The following is a 17,630-nucleotide window of genomic DNA, read 5'->3' as shown; positions in this document are numbered from 1 at the left end:
GGCCATCGCCTGAACCAGCCGGGGGATCCCCCTCATCACAACCCACCCGTTCAGCACCCACACGAGTCCGGGGTTCCGCCACATAGCGGCGGAACTCCAGAACAAGCCTTATTCAGCAGCGTCCTAGGCCCGCGCCAGGCGCCGCTTCTGGAGTTCGACGTCGAAGGTCGGCGGGGGCCAGTCGAGTTCCAGCCGCTCGAGTGTGGCGATCAGCAGTTCGGTGACGGCGAGGCGGGAGTACCACTTGCGATCGGAGGGCACGACGTGCCATGGCGCGTACTCGGTGGACGTGCGGTCCAGCATCGCCTGGTAGGCGTCCTGATAAGCGGGCCAGAACGCGCGCTCGTCGATGTCGGACGGATCGAACTTCCAGAACTTGTCCGGGCGTTCCAGCCGCTCGGCCAGGCGTCGCTTCTGTTCGTCGAGCGAGACGAACATGGCCACCTTCACCAGCGAGGTGCCCTCGTCGACCAGTTCCCGCTCGAACGCGTTGATCTCGTCGTAGCGCGGCTCCCACACCGTCGGCGGGACCAGATTGTGCACCCGCACCACGAGCACGTCCTCGTAGTGCGAGCGATCGAACACACCGAGCTGGCCCGCGCGCGGCAGCGCCTTGCGGATGCGCCACAGATAGTGATGGCGGCTCTCCTCCGGCGTCGGCACGCCGAACGCGGCGTGGTCGACGCCCTGCGGGTCGACCGAGCCGATGACGTGCCGGACGATGCCGCCCTTGCCCGCGGTGTCCATGCCCTGCAGGATCAGCAGCACGTTGCGCCGGTCGCCGCCGGCTCGGCCGTTGGCGTACAGCCTCTCCTGCAGATCCGACAGCACCTGGGCGCGTTCGGCGAGCAGGGCGACGCCTTCCTTCTTGCCGCCGGTGAACCCCGGCGTCCCTGAGGTGTCCAGCTCGGCCACGCGCAAGCCGTCGGCTCGCAAAGCCTCGGTCGGCGGCACCGTCCACTGCTCGGGCATGGCTCAACAGTAGTTGTCGCGCCCGCCTCACACTTGCGCGAGCCGCAGCAGCTGTGTGGCGAACTCCTCGTCGGACACCGGGGTGAGGGCGAGATCGTGCGCGGTGGTGAGCAAGTAGCGGCCGTCGCCGGTGAAGTCGAGCCAGGTGCGATGGCGGGTGGGCGGGGACATCGGGTTCTCCGGTTCCACCGTGACGGTGATGAAGCCACGCCCGTCCACCGGCTTGCGCAGGACTTGGCGGAACTTCGCCGCGCCGCGATGGCCATTGGTGACGAACGGCTCGGTGCGATCCGCATTCAGCACGGCGTCCTGCGGCTCGCGCATCGGGGCGAGTCTTCCCGGCCGCGCCGGGCCGATGACCTGCACCAGTCGTTCGCCCACGGCACGGGCGTGGCACATCTGTACGGTCACTCGCTGCGGTGTGGCGACCAGAATGCTCGCGTGATTGTGCACCACGGCGGCGAACGCGAGAATCCGTTCGGACTCGGCGCCGTCGCCGTCGCGCGCGAGCGCCGTGCGTTCGCCGGAGACGGTGATGGTGGTCGCGTCGTTGCGCGCGCAGAGCATCAGGGCGGCGGCCAGGTCCGGGTCGGCTTGGCGGGCGAAGCGCTGCGGCAGGCGGAGGGCGTGGTATTCGGACTCGGTCCGCGCCGTGGCCGACGGGACCATGTTGACCGGGTAGGGCCTGCGGTCCAGGCCGGTTTCGTTCGTCCAGACATGCGTGAACTCGTCCGGGCTGAGCACCCATTTCACCGCGTGCCGCCTCCGCGGACGGAATCCGGATCGCCGGGTGCGTTGTCGGAACCTTCGCGCGGCCGGGGGAATCGGGGGACGCGGTCGCCGGTGGCGGGCATGGTCGGGGTGTAGACGTAAGTCATCGTGTCCCGGACATCCGCCTCGATGTCTGCCGCCGCACTGTCGTGTTCCATCCTACGTTTTCCACCGTAAACCGCTTCGGCGGCCGGGTCCGCCAGCGGCCGATACCGCTGCGGCGGCGCGATCGCGCCCCGGACCGTCTGCGCGGCATCGCTATTCAACTCCATCAGCCGGGCGACCGCCCGGCACACGTCGTGCACATCCCCGCCCGCGCGGACGAACTGCCTGGTCGCGCCCACGGCGGCGTCGGCAGCCCGGCCCGACCAGCGCGCGAACTCGCGGTTGGTGGCATCGGAGAAGGCCTGGAACGCGTCGGCCACCGCGGTAGCGTTGGCCTGCCATGCCGCGGCGATGCGGCCGAGCGCCGCCGGGTCGAGCGCCTCGTGCACCAGATCCCAGATCTGCTGATGGGTGTAGGCGCCGAACAGTTCCCGATCCGGCGCGTAGGCGGGATCGGTCGCGTCGTCGGTGAATCCGGCCAGTTCCTGCCGGATGCCGTCGGCGGCGGCGCGTGCCGCGGGGTCTGCCATCCGTCGTCCCCCTCAGTCGGTCCCGGCGCGCGGGTGCGCGCTCACCGGGGCTCCAGATATTCGGCGACCAGCCGCAGCGCGGCCTGATTGGCCGCCTCGGCGTCGGCCAGCCGGTTGGCCGCGGCGAGATACGCGGCCTTGAACAGCAGCGCCGTCTCCTGGAACGCGGCCAGGGTGTCCAGGTATTGCCGTCCCTTCGCGGCGAACCCGCGGGTGAGGCCGTGTCCGGTGGGCAGATCGGGAAAACCGCTCACCTCGGTGACGAGGTGTTCGTCGGCCATCGCGCGGCCCAGATCGTCGACCAGCCGGTCGCACGCGGCGGCGAGATTCTCCGCGACCGCGGTGTCCAGTTCGAACCTCTCGCCCCCGCCTGCGCCGATGGCCGCCGCGTACAGCTCTCGCGCCGCCCCCTGCCCGGTATCGGGTACCGCCACCTGGAAGCCCCCTTCCGCTCGGTCCTGTTCGTACCGCGCTGTACTGGCGTCGCACTTTACCGGGCGGTACAGCGCGGCGGACGGCCTCGGTGCGCGCTTGTGCGCAGGCCCCGGCGCCCGGCTCCGCCGTTGTTACACTGACCAGCGGTCCGAGGGGTGGTGTGGGGAAGGCGACCGGTGGCCGGAATCGACGGGGCAGTCCCGAAATATCTACAGATCGCCGAGCATTTGCGGGATCTGATCGAGCGCGGGGAACTGGCTCCCGGCGCCGAGGTGCCGTCGGAGCGCGAACTCGCCGCGCGCTGGCAGGTGGCCAGACCCACCGCTGCCAAGGCGCTGAATGCGCTGCGTCAGCGGGGAATCGTCACGTCCCGGCGTGGGTCGGGCACCTATGTGGCCGAGCGTTCGGCGTTGATGCGGGAGAGCGCGCCCCGATACGGACCCGCGCCCGAAAGCGAATCGGTGACCGTGCTGAGAGCCGAAATGCTGGAAGGGTCGCGGTATGTCACCGAATCGCTCGGCTTACCCGCGTCGAGCGCGGTGTTCACGCTGGAAACAGTGTGCGCGAACGACTCTCGGAACAAGCGCCTGATGACCTGTTGGTATCCCGGTGAGCTCGCCGAGGGTGCGCTCGGGTCTGGGCCCGCGTCCGATTCGGGTGGAATCGCGCGGTATTTGGCAGACGCCATCGGACGCGCCGCCGTGGTGGTGCGCGAGAGCGTCGGCGCCCGGCTGGCCACGGATGACGAGCGGCGCCGTCTCGCGCTGCCGGATCCGGCGGCGGTGCTGGTCGTGCGGCGCACGGTTCTGGACGGACGCGGCGTCGCGCTGGAGTACCGCGAAAGCGTCCACCCACCCGGCCACCCGATCGAGACACGCGAGTATCCGGCCAGGTCAGCGGCCGATTTCCGCCGTTGACACCCCCGCTCCGCAACTGGCATAGTCCACTTGTCGGGAGTGGCGAAGGGTGGGAGGGGCGATGTCCGATCAGTTGACCGTCGGCGGCTGGGTGGTCGTGGGGGAGCAGTGCTCGGTCCGGCTGGCCCCCGTGCCGGGCGACGACTTGCTGGCCTTCGTCTTCGAAAGCGGCGGAACCGAATTCGAATTGGCCCTGGCCCCGGCGATCCTGCACCGCATGGTCGATCTCGGCGCCGCCTCGTCGGCACGGTGACAGCGCGGGCCGTCACGGCATCCGGAAACCTCGTGCCCGAGACCGCTTTTCGGCTGAGTAGGCAGTGGTTTCAGGCGTCGATGAAAAGGTCGTTGGCCAGCTCGCCCGCGCCCGGCACGACCCGATAGTGGTCCAAATCGATGCGCCCATGGGAAGCGAGGACTTCCTCGTCCAGCAGCAGCTGGCCGGTGTAGGCGTTCGCGGGGCTGGTCACGATCAGCAAAGCGGCATCCGCGCAGATGAACGGGTTGCGGGACGCGGCGACGGCCTCCGCGCCGCCGAGCAGGTTGCGCACCGCGGCGGTGTCGATCTTCGTGCGCGGCCACAGCGAGTTCACGGCGATGCCGTAGCGCCGGAACTCGTGTGCCAGACCGATGGTCGCCACGCTGACACCATATTTGGAGACGGTGTAGGCCACCCCGTTGCCCACGTGCTCGGGATTCATGTTCAGGGGCGGGGAGAGGGTGAGGATGTGGGGATTCCGCCCGGCCAGGGCGGAGGCGCGCAGATGCGGCAGCGCCAGCTTGGACAGCAGGAACGGCGCGCGGACATTGACGGCTTGCATGTGGTCGTAGCGCTGCATGCCGATCTGCTCGGCGCCGGTGAGGTCGACCGATCCCGCGTTGTTGACCAGGATGTCGATGCCGCCGAAGCGCTCGGCGATGCGATCGACCGCCTCCGCCATGGCCTTGTCGTCGCGCACATCGGCCACCAGCGGCAGCACGGCGCCGCCCGCCGCCTCCGCCTCCGCGGCGGCGGTGTGAATGGTGCCGGGCAATTTGGGGTGTGGCTCCTGGGTGCGTGCGATCATCGCGACGTTCGCGCCCTCCGCGGCGAACCTGATCGCGATCGCCAAGCCGATGCCACGGCTGGCGCCGGTCACGACGGCGGTCCTGCCCGCGAGCAGATCCCCGGTCGCCTCTCCTGGAGCGGACGCGGGCGTGGGTAGGGGACTGTTCATGGCTGGGTCCTCTGGCTGGAACTCGATCTTGTCGAGTGAGGCTAGCTGGCATTCGCCGGGCGCGGGGACGGATCGTCGTCCACACGTCGTTCGCCCCAGGATGAGGCGGCCGCATTCCCGGCGTGCTCGAAGGCTGGTACGCGGCAGCGGTCGAAAGAGCAATCGAATTTTCTGTGTGATCCATGGAACCGGCGATAGTCGGGATGCGTCAGTAACAGTGACGAACTTTTGCCTGGACGCGAACAACGGAGGTGCGATGGCTACCCGGACGGTGCCGCGGCCTCCATTCCCGCCGGCGCTACTCGCCGATCTGCATGCGGGCAATGTGACCGCGGCGCAGCGCGAGCGGTTGTGGCCGATCGTCTCGTGTGATCCAGAAGCGTCGCGGTATCTGCGCGGGCTGGACGAGATCAGCGCCGAGCTGGGTGCGCTGAATCGGGACGAACGCGCCATCCACGCCATGCCGGAGGACGTCACCGCTCGGCTCGCCCGATTCATCGGCACCCTGACGGCGCCCGAGAACGCCACGGTTCATGAGCTGTCGCGTGTCCGTGCGGGCCGATTCCGCCGCGATGGCAGATGTTCCCGTTCCGGCGCGGTTCCCGCGTCCACTGTCGACGAGCGCCGCCGCACCGGGGCGCGCAGGTTCGCCGCGGCAGCCGCGGTGATCGTCACCGTCGCCGCGGCGGGCTCGGTCGTCTCGACGATGGACGGCCGTGACGCCCCTGTCCCCGCCGCGCGTCTCGCCGTCGGCGACGACGAACTCACCGCCACCCTGGCGCTCGGCACGCTGGGCCGCCACACCGTCACCGGCTTCCTGTCCGACCCGGAAGCGTTACGGCGCTGCGTCCGCGCGAACGGGCTCGACCGCGCCGTGCTCGGTTCGGCCGACATCGCGTTCCAGGGTGATGACGCGGTGCTCGTCCTGCTCAACGGTCCGCGCCCGCCCGCCATCACCGTGCTGGTCGTCGGAACCGGCTGCGACACCGGTGCCCCGCAGCGAAAGGTGGTGCGGGACATCGGCTGATCTCGTCGCGGCAGGTCACCCTGTGCGCAGCGCACGGCAGCCGGCCAGTAGCGCGGTAGGCTATGACAGTCGTCATGGCCGAGGGAGGAGAAGGGGTGGCCGAAACGCCGCAGGCGCGGGATCGGATGGTGGCGGGCGCGGCCGACATGATCCGCCGCCACGGTTTGAACGCGACCAGCGTGCGGGAACTGGCCAAGCACGCCCAAGCGCCGCTCGGCTCCACCTACCACTACTTTCCCGGCGGCAAAGCGCAACTTGCGGCCGAAGCCGTGCGCTTCGCCGACACCCTGACCGCCCGCGAACTGGCGCAAGGGCTGGCGGCCGGACCGGTCACCGGATTGCGGACGTTCGCGGACATGTGGCGAAAGGTGCTGGAAGACAATAATTTTCAGGCCGGATGCCCGGTGCTCGCGGTCTCGATCGAGGCGCAGGGCGATGACGGCGGGCCGCAGCGGGCCGCGGCGGCCGCGTTCGAGAACTGGACCCGGCTGTTCACGCGGTCGTTGCGCGACCACGGTGCGAGCGCGTCCGACGCCGAGCAGACCGCCACCCTGATCATCGCCGCGGTCGAGGGCGCGGTGGCGATGTGCCGGGTTGAGCGCGGCACCCGCCCGCTCGACCGCACCGTGGACAAGCTCGAATTCCTGATCCGAGCCATCACCGGCGCTCGAGCGCCGCGCCCGAACGCGGCGACCTAGCGTGCGGGTTTCGTCGCGCTGACGTACTGCAGCAGGCGATGGACCCGCTGGTCGATCTCCACCAAACCCTCCTCGGCGAACAAGGCGGGAAAGGTCCGGCCGCCGAACACCCGCAGTCCGCTCAAACCGCCCACCACGCGGCTCACCTCACCGATCGGGTTGGCGGCACGGTGGCTGGTGGTGATGGCGATGCGGCCACCGGGTGCGAGGACGCGGATCATCTCGCGAGCGGCGACGAGCGGGTCCGGGATGAGGTAGAGGGCGCCGAAACAGCAGACCGCGTCGAAGGTTCCGTCCGCGAACGGGAGTCTGCGCGCGTCGCCGCGCAGATATCCGACGCGCGGTCCGGCGTTGTCCGCGACGGCGCGCGCCAGCATCGGCTCGGAGTAGTCCAGGCCGATCGCGTAGCCGTCGCCGGACAGCTCCTCACTCAGGTACCGGGTGAAATTGCCCGGCCCGCAAGCGATGTCGAGCACCTTCTGCGCGCCGCCGAGCCGCAGGGTCGCGACCGCGTCACGCCGGTCGGACGCGGTGGTCCGCCCGCTGGCGAGGTAGAACAGGGCCGGCCGCCACGCTCGCTCGTACACCGCGGCGAGCGCGGGGGCGTTCATCGTCTTCCGTGCGAGATTCACCGGAATGCGTCCCTCAGGCGCGGTCGACGGTGATCGTCATGCCCGCACCGCGCAGCCGCTCGGTGAGCGCGTCGCCCATCGCCGCGGCCGGGGTGAGGATGCCGGCGAGCTCGGGTTGCTTGTCGGTGTCGAATGCCAGGCACAGGCCGCTCTCCCCGAGCAGCACGGCGGTGGCCTGGTAGCCGGGGTCGCCGGAGCCGGAGAAGGTGGCGACGTACTTCGCGCCCGAGGTGGTGTGCGCGAACGTCTTCATGGTGAACCAGCCGCTCTTGCGCGCCTGCTCGCTCGGCCCGGTGCCGGGCTTGGGCAGCACGCGATCGAGCAGTTTGCGGCCCACCGCTGCCCGCGACAGCAGCGCTCCCGCGGTCATGCCCGCCACGATGCCGCCCGCCATGCCCGCCGCGACCAGCGGCGCCATCCGCGACTTGCCCGCGCTCATCACCTCGCGGTAGCGGAAGTTCTTGCCGTACACCCAGCCGAGCAGGCCGTTGGAGCGGCGCACGATCTTGGTGTTGTGCGCGGCCATGACGAATGTGCTCACCCATCCGTCCAGGCTCGGGTCGATGGCGCTCGCTCGCGACAGCGCCTGATCGGACTGGCGGCCGACGTCGGGATCCATCGACTTGTCCGGGCTCAGCGAGTACGGGTGCGACATCACCTTGCCCTTGGCCGGGTCGGCGGCGATCGCCTCCATCATGGCGCGGCCGGAATCGATGGTTCCGCCGCTGACGCCGCCCTTGAGCGAAGCCACCAGCGTGGTGTCGGCCAGCTCGCCGGTGTTGTCCTCGACCGTGCGGCGATAGAGCTGGTACACGCTCAGATCGGACGGGATCGAGTCGTAGCCGCAGGAGTTCACGATCTTCGCGCCCGTGGCGGCGGCCTGTTCGTGGTAGGCGTCGATGGCGTCGCGGATGAACAGCGGCTCGCCGGTGAGGTCGGCGTAATGGGTGCCCGCCTTGGCGCAGGCCGCCACCAGCGGCATCCCGTAGCGCAGGTATGGGCCGACCGTGGTGACCACGACCTTGGTGCGCGCCGCCAGCTCGTCCAGCGCCGTCTGGTCGTTCGAGTCGGCCACCACCAAGCCCCACTTCGCGGCCTTCGGGCCGAGACTCTCGCGCACAGCGGTCAACTTGTCCAGCGATCGTCCGGCCAGCGCCATCCGGGCGGATTCCGGCGCGGCCCCGACGAGATATTCCGCGGTCAGCTTGCCGACGAAACCCGTCGCGCCGAAGAGGACCAGGTCGTATTCCCGTGTGTCTGCCATGGTTTTCCGTTCTGCGGTCGTGTCGCCGGGCGGCGGCTACTCGGTGGTCTTCTTGCGCGGCCGTTGCGGCGCGGCGCGGGGACGGTCGGCGAGCCAGGCGTGATGGGCCCGGCCGAGTTCGGTGACCGGTGGTTCGTCGTAGAGCCATTCCCTGGCGATGCGATGCCAGTTCGCGGTGCAACCGAGGTGCCCGAGCATGCCGAAGGTCAGGAAGTCGGCGCGGCGCGAGAAGAGATGCTCCGGCGGCAGATTCTGCTGCTTCATGCCGGTGAACTCGCTGGCTCTCGGATCGACCGCGAGCAGGAAGGCGCCGCTGGCCAGCTCGGGGGTGATGGTCAGTTCCTCGTCCACCAGACACCATTCCGAGGCGGCCAGCACGTATTCCAGGCACTCCTCCGCGCCGATCTCCTGCGGCGAATCGATGACGCCGCGCTTGATCATCAACTCGCGCAGGTCTTCCGCGCGATCTTCGGCGGCGGCCCGCAGGCAGACCAGCTCGAACTGCACGTGCTCGGCATCCATACGGTTGAACAATCCGAAATCCAGGAAGCCGACCCGGCCGTCCGAGGCCAGCAGCACGTTGCCCGGATGCGGATCACCGCAGAATTCGTTGAAGGTGAACAGCGATCCCACGTAGAACCGGTAGATGATCTCGCCGATGCGGTCGCGCTCCGCCTGGGGCAGCTGCCGGATCTCATCGAAGCCCTTGCCCTCCACGTATTCGGTGACCAGCACCCGCGTGGTGGAGAACTCCGGCAGCGAGCGCGGCACGATCACGAACGGATGCCCGGCGTACAGCTCGGCGATCTGCAACTGGGTGGCCGCCTCGGCCCGGTAGTCGAGCTCGGCCTCCATGTTCAGCCGCAGCTCGTCCAGCACCGCGGGCGTCACCCACGGCATCGCGGACTGCAGCACGCGCCGGAACATGGCTAGATTCTTCAGATCCGCGCGCACGGCGGCGTCGATGCCCGGGTACTGCACTTTCACCGCGACCTGGCGGCCGTCGTGTAGTCGGGCCCGGTACACCTGGCCGATCGAGGCGGCGGCGACGGGCTCGGCGTCGAACTCGGCGAAGACCGCGTCGAGCGGCTTGCCGAAATCGTCCTCGATCACTTGGCGCATGGCCGCGAAGGAGACCGTCGGGGCCGCGTTGCGCAGCACGGCCAGGCGTTTCTGGAATCGCTCCCGATGATCCTCGGGCACCAAGTCGAGATCGAGCACCGACATCATCTGCCCGAGCTTCATGGCGACGCCCTTCATGGTGCCCAGCACCGTGACCACCTGCTCGGTGGTGCGGATCATCGACTCCTCGGCCATCTTCGCCCGGACCGCCTCGGATCTGCCCCGCATGGTCAACCGCGTGCGCTGGTTGCGAAGCACCGAACTGGCTGCCACCGCGCCCAGCTTCGTGCCACGAGCAAGCCGAGAGGTCGGTACTTGCTTCGCCATCGAGGTACCTCCGTTGGTGCCGCGGTCGGAGCGACGGACACGCGGGCGGCAGCGTGCGGGACCATGGTGTCCCGCGCGGACCGCCGTCGAGTACGGCGCCGGCGGTGACGCAACACACTCGGCGCACCGCTCGGGTTCAGACTAACCAAGGTTCCGGCAAAGTCGACAGTGCCGGTGAACTTTTGCAAGCGGTCCAGCTAGCACCGGGGGCCGATGGCTCGATTCAGTCTTGGGCGGGCGTCTCGGGGGTGGGCAGCACGTGCGGCTGCGCGTTGAACGCCGCGGGCGAACCGCCTGCCCGGGCCATGCCCTCGATGGCGCTCCAGGCGAGCATGGTGAGGTAGTCGATCACGTCCTCGCGCGACAGCGACTTGTTGGTCGACCACCAGTGCGTGGCCAACTGAATGCCGCCGACCAGCACATACGACGCCAGCGCCGCGCCCTCGGTCGCCACGCCCCGGTCCTTGGCGCGCTCGGTGATGACCGCGCACACCACCTCGGCGAAAAGCTTCTCGAACTCCGCCAGCGAGGACTGGTCGGCCGAGCCGTTGCCCATGATGAAGCGGTAGACCTCGGGGTCCTCGTCGACCGTGCCGACGTACTCGGCCAGCGCGGAGCGCACCAGCTGGTATTCGTCGGCGTCCAGGCTGATCGCGCCGTACACCCGCGGCATCAGCGTGGTTTCGATGAACCGCTGCATGGTCGCGTGGACCAGGTCGTTCTTGTCGGAGAAATAGCGGTAGAGCACGGTCTTGGAGACGCCGATCTCCGCGGCGATCTCGTCCATGCCCGCGTTGCTGCCCCTGGTGCGCACGGCGGCGAGGGTGCCGTCGACCAGTTCCTCGCGGCGATCGATCTTGTGTTGCCGCCACCGGCGCTTGCGGCCGTCCATCCGGCCGCTGCGCACCGCCGACGGTCGCTCGCCGACATCGACAAGGTCTTCGGTGGACAGCGTGGGCTCCCTCGTTCGTAAGTGCTCCGGTGGCTACCAGCTTAGGTCCCCGCTACCCGTGATATGCGCTTTTGAGCCCGGATGCGGTAGGAACCACAGTCCGCAGGCCCGGTGCGTCCGATTTGTGTGAAGTCGCTCGCCCCGCTCGCCACTGCGCCGGGCACAGCAGAATGGGAGGCATGGAGAAAGCTCCCGGCAATACCGCGGTGCTGGACGCCCCTGCCGCGCCTGCCGCCGCGCCCCTCGGCTTCGCCGCCGTGCTCGACGAGGCGGCCAAGCGTCGTGACCTGTGGCGGATGAAGGCGTTCGCCACCGGCCTGCTGGCCATGGCCACCGCGATCTATCTGTTCTGCCGCTGGACCGAATCGCGCGGGGCGGGCGGCGACTGGGTCGGTTACCTGCGGGCCGCCTCGGAGGCGGGCATGGTCGGCGCCCTGGCCGACTGGTTCGCGGTGACCGCACTGTTCCGGCATCCGCTCGGCCTGCCCATCCCGCACACGGCGATCATCCGGCGAAAGAAAGACCAGCTCGGCGCCAGTCTCGGCACCTTCGTGGGCACCAACTTCCTGGCGCCGGAAGTGGTGTCGGCGAAGTTGAGTTCCGCGCAGGTCTCCCTGCGGGTCGGGCGCTGGATGGCCGATCCTGGTCACGCCGCGCGCGTGGCGCAGGAGAGTTCGACGATCCTGCGCGCCGTCGTCGGCGTGCTGCGCGACGAGGACGTGGAGCAGGTCATCGACAACACCATCGTCAAGCGGATCGCCGAGCCGCTGTGGGGTCCGCCGATCGGGCGGGTGCTCGCGGAACTGCTCGCCGACAACCGGCAGCTGGCGCTGCTGGACCTGCTCGCCGAGCGCGCGCACCAGTGGGCCCTCGGATCCCAGGAGACGATCGATCGGATCGTCCTGCGGGACGCGCCGCAGTGGGCGCCGAAATTCGTCAACATCCTGCTTTCCGAACGGATCTACCGGGAACTGGTGGAGTTCACCTGGAAAGTCCGCTCCAACCCGGAGCACGAGGTCCGTCTCGCCGCCAATCGGTTCCTGGAGGAATTCGCCGAGGACCTGCAATTCGACGACGCCATGATCAAAAAGGCCGAGCGGGTCAAGGCGCAGATCATGGGCCGGGAGGAGATCACCGGACTGGCCTCGGCCACGTGGCGCGCGGCGAAGCGGCTGATCCTGGAATCCGCCGACGATCCGAACAGCACGCTGCGGCGCAAGGTCGCCGAGAACGTGCAGCAGCTCGGCGAGCGCCTGCGCGACGACGCGGATATGCGGGCCAAGGTCGACGGCTGGATCGATCGCGGCGCGCGCTACTTGGTGGAAAACTATGCCGGTGAGATCAGCACCCTGGTCACCGACACGGTTGCCCGGTGGGATGCCGATGAAGCGAGCAAGAAGATCGAATTGCAGGTCGGCCGGGATCTGCAATTCATCCGCATCAACGGAACCGTCGTCGGTTCGCTTGCCGGACTGGCGATCTACACGATTTCCCACGTGATGTTCGGCGGTTGATCCGCGGCGTGCGGAACGTTTGCCGAAACTCTGCTAGCAGACTGCTTGCAATAGCTAGCACCCTGACCTAGAATCGAATTCGTACAACCCGCCAGAAGGTGAGTGATGGCTGACCAGCCCGAGGTTTCCGCCGAGTACACCGACAGATCGGACGAGCACTCGTCCGGCGCCGGGGAACGAGGGGGTCGCGTCGTCAGTGCGGCGCACGACATCGGAGGCTTCATCAGGGCGCAGCGAGAAGCCGCGCAAGTCTCGCTGCGTCAGCTCGCCCAGCTGGCGGGGGTGAGCAATCCGTACCTCAGTCAGATCGAGCGCGGACTGCGCAATCCGTCCGCCGAAGTGCTCACGCAGATCGCGAAGGCGCTGCGGGTCTCTTCGGAGGTCTTGTACGTACGGGCTGGCTATCTCGAGCAGCGGCCGCACAGTCCGGTCCGGGACGCACTGCTCGCCGACACGTTCATCAGTGAGCGGCAGAAGCAGGTGCTGCTGGACATCTATGAATCGTTTCGCCGGGAAAACGGAGGAAACGAGGCAGGGGGGGATGTATGGGACAGCGACGTTCCGCGCACGACAACCGAAACTCCGCCACGCCAGGAGAACGAAACACCATGACCGAGAAGAACGCCACCGTCACCAAGCCCTTGCTCGCCACCGTCGGCGCGGGTGACGCCCTCTACACCGCCGTCAACGACGCCTTCGCCCAGGTGCGCGAGCGCGCGGCGGCCACCGAGGTGCAGGCCCGGGTGGAGGAGGCGCGCGAGCGCTTCGCCAACGTTCCCGCCGATGTCCAGGACCGATTCGAGTCGCTGCGCGAGCGGCTGTCGGGTCTGCCGTCGGAACTGCCCGACGACCTCGCCGAGCTGCGCGAGAAGTTCACCGCCGAGGAGCTGCGCGCGCTGGCCGAGAAGTACTACCGGCAGGCGCTCGACCTCTACGCCGACCTCGCCGTCCGCGGTGAGGAGGCCATCGAGCGGCTGCGCGCCAACCAGGTCGTCGATGAGCGGATCGGCAAGGTCGAGACCCTCTACGGCGACGCGGTCAGCCGCGCCGAGGACGTGCTCGAGCGCGTCAACGGGCTGCTCGGCCGCCCGGTCAAGGCCGAGGTCGAGGTCGAGGCCGACGCGGTGGCCGACCCGGCGCCGGTCGTCGAGGCCGAGGTCGTCGAGGTGACCACCGAGGCCACCCCGGCTCCGGTCACCAACGGCGCGCCGAAGAAGGCGCCGGCCAAGAAGGCCGCCACCCCGGTCGCCAAGAAGGCTCCGGCGAAGAAGGCCGCCCCCAAGAAGGCCTGATCCGCCCGCGGCAGAGACGATTCGACGCCCTCGCGCACCCCTGGTGCGCGAGGGCGTTGCTTCTATGATGGGTGGGGTGAATATGGTGCACGGATTGACCGGGATGATCCTGCTGGTGCTGTGGCTGGCGGCGCTCGGTGCGACGATTTTCGCGCTGATCCACGCCGTGCGTCAGCGTCCGGACGCGTTCACCGCGGTTGACAAGCTGACCAAGCCGATCTGGCTGGCGATTCTCGGGGCGGCCGTGCTCGTGCTCCTGCTCTCGCCCGCGGGTCTTGGCCTGCTCTCCTTCGCGGCGATCATCGCCACGGGTGTCTACTTGGCCGATGTGCGGCCCAAGGTGGACGAGGTGCAGCGGGGTCCGCGCTGGTGAGGGTGGAGTTCGCCGACGAGTAAGGGTGCTTGCACTAGCAAGCGGCGCGAATCGGGGTTACTGTATCTAGCAGTAACACAAAGGAGTGTCCGATGCGTGCCATGCTGCCGACCGCGTTGACGAGCTTCCCGGCCCTGCTCCGGAGCTTGCGCGACGCGCACAGCGCCGACCTGCGTTCCCGTACCTACCGGACCGCCGCGTTCAACCCGCCGACCGCGCCTCGCGAGGTGATTCCGGTCCGGGCCGGTGACGGGGCGCGGCTGCGCGTGCACGCCTACGGCCCGTCGGACGCCCCGGCCGTCGTGCTCGTGCACGGCTGGACCTGCTGCCTCGAATACTGGAATCCGCAGATCAACGCGTTCGCGGGCGAATACAGGGTGATCGCGTACGACCAGCGCGGTCACGGGGAGAGCGAATACGGCTCCAGCGAGCTGACCATGGACTTGCTGGCCGACGACTTGGCCGCCGTGCTCGACGCCGCGCTCGCGCCGGGACAGCGCGCGGTGCTGGTCGGACACAGTCTCGGCGGCATGACGCTGCAGGCGTGGGCCGGGCGCTACCCGGAGCGGGTCGCGCGCCAAGCGCTCGCGGTGCTGCTGACCAATACCGCGGCGGACCGGCTGATCCTGGAAACTACGGTCGTGCCGCTGCTGAACCGGCCGCTGCGGCTGCTGCAACTGAAAGTGCCGCTGCCGTTCCTGTTCGGCAGGCTGGGGCTCGCAGCCCCGATCGTCTTCCCCCCCATCGCGCCGGTGCGCTGGCTGTTCGCGCGCCAGATCCTCAACACCGCGGCCAAGGGCGAGTTGTTGGATTTCAGCATGGCCATCGTGCGGTCGTGTCCGGCCTGGGTGCGCTCGAAGTTCGGTTTCCTGCTGGCCACGATGGATGTCGGTGAGTCGGCCCGCGACCTGGTCGTGCCGACGACGGTGATCTCGGGACAGTTCGACGACATGACGCCGCCGGTGCACTCCGAACGCATCGTCGAACTGCTCCGGCAGACCGGCAGCCTCGCGCGTTACCAGGTGCTGCCCACCGGCCATCTCGGGAATGTCGAAGCCTACGAGCGGTTCAACGAGGAACTCGCGCGCGTTCTGACCGCGGCGAACAAGCCGAGCCGCGCCGATCTCGCGGGCTGACGCGCCGGGGGTTCGCGCCCCTCAGGAGAAGACGACCGTCCGGCGGCCGTGTACGAGGACCCGGCCCTCCAGATGCCAGCGCAGCCCCCGCGCCAGCACCACCCGCTCGATGTCGCGACCCTGGCGGACCATGTCGCGCACTTCGTCGGCGTGGTCGATGCGGATGACGTCCTGCTCGATGATCGGGCCCGCGTCCAGTTCGGCGGTCACGTAGTGGCAAGTGGCTCCGATCAGCTTCACGCCACGGGCGAACGCCTGGTGGTACGGGCGAGCGCCGACGAACGAGGGCAGGAAGCTGTGGTGGATGTTGATCGCCCGGCCCGCCCAGTGCTCGCACAGTTCGGCGGGTAGCACCTGCATGAACCGCGCCAGCACCACCGCGTGCGGGTCGTGCGCGTCCACCAGGGCGCGCACCTCGTCGAACGCTGGGCCGCGCTCGGCCGGGTCCTTGGGGAACGGCACGTGATGGAACTTCACCCCGTGCGCCTCCGTCATCGCGGCCAGATCCGGGTGGTTGCCGATCACCGCCTCGATGGTGGCGGGCAGTTCACCGCTGGCCGCGCGCCCGAGCAGGTCGTGCAGGCAATGGCCGTCCTTGCTCACCAGCAGGACCGCGCGGCGGCGCGCGCCGGAGTCCAGCAATTGCCATTCGGTATCCGGTCCGAGATCCGCGGCCACCCCGGCGAACCGGTCGCGCAGTTCCGCGATACCGAACGGCACCGTCGCGGCCCTGATCGCCTGACGCGTGAAGAACCAGCCGGTATCCGCGTCGGAGTGATACCCGGCCTCCACGATCGAGCCGCCGAACTCGGCGATGAACGACGTGATCCTGGCGATGATGCCCGGCCGATCCGGGCAGCCGAGAGTCAGCACATAGCGGCGGTCGTCCAGGGCGGATGGAGCGGAACTCATGAGCACATCCTCCCAGGCGCGCTGTGCGTTGATCATCGAGCCTCTGGGGCTATGATTGAAGTCAGTGAAGGCAATGGCGCTATTGCTGTCAAATCGGAGCAGGTGAGTGGATATGGCAAGGCTGACCGTTCGCGATCTACCCGACGACGTCCGCGAGGCGTTGCGTGTACGTGCCGCGCAGCATGGACGCAGCACCGAGGCGGAGGTGCGGGCAATCCTTATCGAAGCCGTTTCTCCCGTGGCGCAGGTGGAGCTCGGGTCGTTGCTCGCGGAGATCGGGCGCGAGGTCGAACTCACCGACGACGAATTCGAAGCGCTGAACGCGCGTGATCGACGGCCGGGTAGCCCCGTGGAGTTCGAGTGATCGTTCTCGATACGAACGTCATTTCCGAACCGCTGCGCAAAGCTCCAGACCCTGGCGTAGTCGCTTGGATCAATGCGCAACCTCTGCGCACTCTCTACCTGTCAGCTGTCACTGTCGCCGAGTTGCGGTTCGGCATTGCCGCGATGCCTCCCGGTAGGCGGCGAGACAACTTGCGCGACAAATTCGAAACTCGTGTGTTGCCCCTATTCGCAGGACGAGTACTCGCCTTCGATATCACCACCTCTGCGGTGTATGCCGAACTCATGGCTGCCGCCCGCGCCACCGGAGCTGCGATCGGTACTGCCGACGGCTATATCGCCGCGACCGCCAGCGCTGCTCGGATGGCCGTCGCCACTCGCGATACCGCGCCGTTCCGAGCTACCGGAGTGCCCGTCATCGACCCGTGGGCCTAGCGCCCGCTGCGCACGACCAAGCGCTGAGCCGGGGCTCAGAGGTGGTAAAACGGCTCCGCGTAATGGAATTCGCCGGTGATCTGGGAGTCGTAGGCCGACAGGGAGCGGACCTGGAAGTGGCTGATCCAGGCCGGGTCGTCGGGGGTGATGCCGAGACGGGCGGCGGGCACGAAACCGAAGCGCGGGTAGAACTCCAGGCTGCCGAGCAAGCCGATCAGTGGTTCGTCGAGCGCGTCGGCGGCGCCGAGCGCCGCGTGCATGAGGGCCGAGCCGACTCCGGCGCCCTGATGGTCGGCGAGAACGCCGATCGGGCCGAGGGCCAGCACGGGGAACGGGCCGACCGCGGCTCTGGTCAGGCACACGTGGCCGATCACGCTGTCGTGCTCGATCGCCACCAGCGACAGCGTGGGGATCCAGCCCTCGTCGCTGCGCAGCTTCGCGACCAGATCCACCTCTGGCGGGGCGGCGCCGGGACGATCACCGGACGCGGCGGCGTGGGCATAGCGAGGCGCGAATGCGCTGCGATGCACCGCCGCGATCGCAGTGGCGTCGTCGACGCGTTCGCGACGGATCAGCACGGTCGTCTCCTCCCGGACGAAGTAGGGCCCATCCGCGCACGTCGGTCGGTCGACCGTGGCGTCACGTGGTCCGATGCGCCAT

General features: G+C 68.8%; 22 protein-coding genes. 11 read left to right on the top strand and 11 right to left on the bottom strand.

Annotated features, from left to right (window positions below; translation table 11 throughout):
• Positions 1-123: 123 nt before the first annotated feature.
• Genes U3653_RS31120 through U3653_RS31105 form a run of 4 tightly spaced genes read right to left on the bottom strand, consistent with a single transcriptional unit; the run spans position 124 to position 2,812 of the window.
• Positions 124-972 (bottom strand): polyphosphate kinase 2 family protein, encoded by an 849-nt coding sequence (locus tag U3653_RS31120; RefSeq protein ID WP_195083178.1) that lies wholly within the window; start codon positions 970-972, stop codon positions 124-126.
• Positions 973-999: 27 nt separating this feature from the next.
• On the bottom strand, positions 1,000-1,725 hold the full coding sequence (locus tag U3653_RS31115) for an ESX secretion-associated protein EspG (protein ID WP_195083177.1): 726 nt from the start codon (positions 1,723-1,725) through the stop codon (positions 1,000-1,002).
• Positions 1,722-2,378 (bottom strand): hypothetical protein, encoded by a 657-nt coding sequence (locus tag U3653_RS31110; protein WP_323124658.1) that lies wholly within the window; start codon positions 2,376-2,378, stop codon positions 1,722-1,724. The genes U3653_RS31115 and U3653_RS31110 overlap by 4 nt, the downstream gene beginning before the upstream one ends.
• 41 nt (positions 2,379-2,419) lie before the next feature.
• Entirely contained in the window at positions 2,420-2,812 is a 393-nt protein-coding gene (locus U3653_RS31105) for a hypothetical protein (RefSeq protein ID WP_195083176.1), read from the bottom strand.
• A gap of 177 nt (positions 2,813-2,989) precedes the next feature.
• Here U3653_RS31105 and U3653_RS31100 point away from each other — a divergent pair, with 177 nt between their 5' ends.
• Both U3653_RS31100 and U3653_RS31095 read left to right on the top strand, forming a co-directional pair.
• Positions 2,990-3,730 carry a GntR family transcriptional regulator gene (locus tag U3653_RS31100; protein ID WP_195083175.1) on the top strand — a complete coding sequence of 247 codons (741 nt, stop codon included), beginning with the start codon at positions 2,990-2,992 and terminating at the stop codon, positions 3,728-3,730.
• A gap of 61 nt (positions 3,731-3,791) precedes the next feature.
• Complete coding sequence (locus U3653_RS31095) at positions 3,792-3,983, top strand: hypothetical protein (protein ID WP_195083174.1); 192 nt, start codon at positions 3,792-3,794, stop codon at positions 3,981-3,983.
• A 70-nt stretch (positions 3,984-4,053) separates the two neighbouring features.
• On the opposite strand, the gene U3653_RS31090 is transcribed toward U3653_RS31095, so the two are convergent.
• Positions 4,054-4,944 carry an SDR family oxidoreductase gene (locus tag U3653_RS31090; protein WP_195083173.1) on the bottom strand — a complete coding sequence of 297 codons (891 nt, stop codon included), beginning with the start codon at positions 4,942-4,944 and terminating at the stop codon, positions 4,054-4,056.
• 256 nt (positions 4,945-5,200) lie between these two features.
• On the opposite strand from U3653_RS31090, the gene U3653_RS31085 reads away from it, so the two are divergent.
• Both U3653_RS31085 and U3653_RS31080 read left to right on the top strand, forming a co-directional pair.
• Complete coding sequence (locus U3653_RS31085; protein ID WP_195083172.1) at positions 5,201-5,971, top strand: RsmA family anti-sigma factor; 771 nt, start codon at positions 5,201-5,203, stop codon at positions 5,969-5,971.
• Between the two features lie 74 nt (positions 5,972-6,045).
• Positions 6,046-6,669 carry a TetR/AcrR family transcriptional regulator gene (locus U3653_RS31080; protein WP_195083171.1) on the top strand — a complete coding sequence of 208 codons (624 nt, stop codon included), beginning with the start codon at positions 6,046-6,048 and terminating at the stop codon, positions 6,667-6,669.
• Here the strand turns inward: U3653_RS31080 and U3653_RS31075 are convergent.
• From U3653_RS31075 to U3653_RS31060, 4 genes are all read right to left on the bottom strand, one after another.
• The gene (locus U3653_RS31075; RefSeq protein ID WP_195083170.1) at positions 6,666-7,301 is read right to left on the bottom strand and encodes a class I SAM-dependent methyltransferase; all 636 of its coding nucleotides are present in this window, start codon (positions 7,299-7,301) and stop codon (positions 6,666-6,668) included. The genes U3653_RS31080 and U3653_RS31075 overlap by 4 nt on opposite strands.
• A 13-nt stretch (positions 7,302-7,314) precedes the next feature.
• On the bottom strand, positions 7,315-8,565 hold the full coding sequence (locus tag U3653_RS31070) for a saccharopine dehydrogenase family protein (protein WP_195083169.1): 1,251 nt from the start codon (positions 8,563-8,565) through the stop codon (positions 7,315-7,317).
• A gap of 36 nt (positions 8,566-8,601) precedes the next feature.
• Complete coding sequence (locus U3653_RS31065) at positions 8,602-10,014, bottom strand: ABC1 kinase family protein (RefSeq protein WP_195083168.1); 1,413 nt, start codon at positions 10,012-10,014, stop codon at positions 8,602-8,604.
• A gap of 223 nt (positions 10,015-10,237) precedes the next feature.
• Positions 10,238-10,906: a TetR/AcrR family transcriptional regulator gene (locus U3653_RS31060; RefSeq protein ID WP_084485797.1), complete on the bottom strand. Its 669-nt coding sequence runs from the start codon at positions 10,904-10,906 to the stop codon at positions 10,238-10,240.
• Between the two features lie 239 nt (positions 10,907-11,145).
• Here U3653_RS31060 and U3653_RS31055 point away from each other — a divergent pair, with 239 nt between their 5' ends.
• The 5 genes from U3653_RS31055 (at position 11,146) to U3653_RS31035 (ending at position 15,281) form a co-directional block, all read left to right on the top strand.
• The gene (locus tag U3653_RS31055) at positions 11,146-12,480 is read left to right on the top strand and encodes a DUF445 domain-containing protein (RefSeq protein ID WP_195083166.1); all 1,335 of its coding nucleotides are present in this window, start codon (positions 11,146-11,148) and stop codon (positions 12,478-12,480) included.
• 105 nt (positions 12,481-12,585) lie between these two features.
• On the top strand, positions 12,586-13,092 hold the full coding sequence (locus U3653_RS31050; RefSeq protein ID WP_067797276.1) for a helix-turn-helix domain-containing protein: 507 nt from the start codon (positions 12,586-12,588) through the stop codon (positions 13,090-13,092).
• Positions 13,089-13,772 carry a heparin-binding hemagglutinin gene (locus U3653_RS31045; RefSeq protein ID WP_195083165.1) on the top strand — a complete coding sequence of 228 codons (684 nt, stop codon included), beginning with the start codon at positions 13,089-13,091 and terminating at the stop codon, positions 13,770-13,772. The genes U3653_RS31050 and U3653_RS31045 overlap by 4 nt, the downstream gene beginning before the upstream one ends.
• 82 nt (positions 13,773-13,854) lie before the next feature.
• Positions 13,855-14,145, top strand: coding sequence for a DUF2516 family protein (locus U3653_RS31040; protein WP_040870424.1), 291 nt, complete (start codon positions 13,855-13,857; stop codon positions 14,143-14,145).
• A gap of 92 nt (positions 14,146-14,237) precedes the next feature.
• Positions 14,238-15,281, top strand: a complete 1,044-nt coding sequence (locus tag U3653_RS31035; protein WP_195083164.1) for an alpha/beta fold hydrolase — start codon at positions 14,238-14,240, stop codon at positions 15,279-15,281.
• A 21-nt stretch (positions 15,282-15,302) separates the two neighbouring features.
• On the opposite strand, the gene purU is transcribed toward U3653_RS31035, so the two are convergent.
• A complete protein-coding gene (gene purU / locus U3653_RS31030; RefSeq protein WP_195083163.1) occupies positions 15,303-16,193 on the bottom strand; it encodes a formyltetrahydrofolate deformylase in 891 nt (296 codons plus the stop codon).
• 112 nt (positions 16,194-16,305) lie between these two features.
• Here purU and U3653_RS31025 point away from each other — a divergent pair, with 112 nt between their 5' ends.
• Together U3653_RS31025 and U3653_RS31020 are read left to right on the top strand one after the other, a co-directional pair.
• Positions 16,306-16,557 (top strand): FitA-like ribbon-helix-helix domain-containing protein, encoded by a 252-nt coding sequence (locus tag U3653_RS31025; RefSeq protein ID WP_195083162.1) that lies wholly within the window; start codon positions 16,306-16,308, stop codon positions 16,555-16,557.
• Positions 16,554-16,970, top strand: coding sequence for a type II toxin-antitoxin system VapC family toxin (locus tag U3653_RS31020; RefSeq protein WP_195083161.1), 417 nt, complete (start codon positions 16,554-16,556; stop codon positions 16,968-16,970). Before U3653_RS31025 ends, U3653_RS31020 begins: the two co-directional genes overlap by 4 nt.
• A gap of 35 nt (positions 16,971-17,005) precedes the next feature.
• On the opposite strand, the gene U3653_RS31015 is transcribed toward U3653_RS31020, so the two are convergent.
• Entirely contained in the window at positions 17,006-17,548 is a 543-nt protein-coding gene (locus U3653_RS31015) for a GNAT family N-acetyltransferase (RefSeq protein ID WP_195083160.1), read from the bottom strand.
• Between the last annotated feature and the right edge of the window lie 82 nt (positions 17,549-17,630).

Origin of the sequence: Nocardia implantans (genome assembly GCF_035544775.1) — a bacterium.
In the GTDB taxonomy this organism is placed as follows: domain Bacteria; phylum Actinomycetota; class Actinomycetes; order Mycobacteriales; family Mycobacteriaceae; genus Nocardia; species Nocardia implantans.
The sequence above is the reverse complement of the archived record's forward strand: the minus strand, read 5'-3'. Positions and strand labels throughout refer to the sequence as shown.